This is a genomic window from Bacillus sp. SIMBA_008, assembly GCF_046535495.1.
Lineage (GTDB): Bacteria > Bacillota > Bacilli > Bacillales > Bacillaceae > Bacillus > Bacillus subtilis.
The window spans coordinates 1-259 of sequence record NZ_JAWRWL010000723.1; the positions used below are offsets into that span (position 1 = coordinate 1).

General features: G+C 45.2%; 1 protein-coding gene. It reads right to left on the bottom strand.

Annotation, left to right across the window (positions count from 1 at the left end):
* Positions 1 to 259, bottom strand: a 259-nt coding sequence (locus SB658_RS25155) for a hypothetical protein (protein ID WP_410603143.1), incomplete at both ends; no start/stop codon positions are given.

Genomic DNA, 259 nt, shown 5'->3' on the forward strand with positions numbered 1-259 from the left:
GATGGCGAGAACGGTTTGGACTTCGCCTTGCTGGGCTTTCAGCACCCGGTTTTTCACATCAGGCAGCGAGCCCGCGTCAAGAGAGTGATAGAGTGTCGCCTCATACAGGGATAAATCATTATAGTAACTCATTAAATCGGATATCTTTTTTGTATTGATGTCAGCGGCAAACATCTGTTCAAGAGCAAATTTGCGGCCGCTATCCAATGACGGGTAGTTCAGAATGTTCTGTTCTGTTCTTACAATCATTCTGTAAACG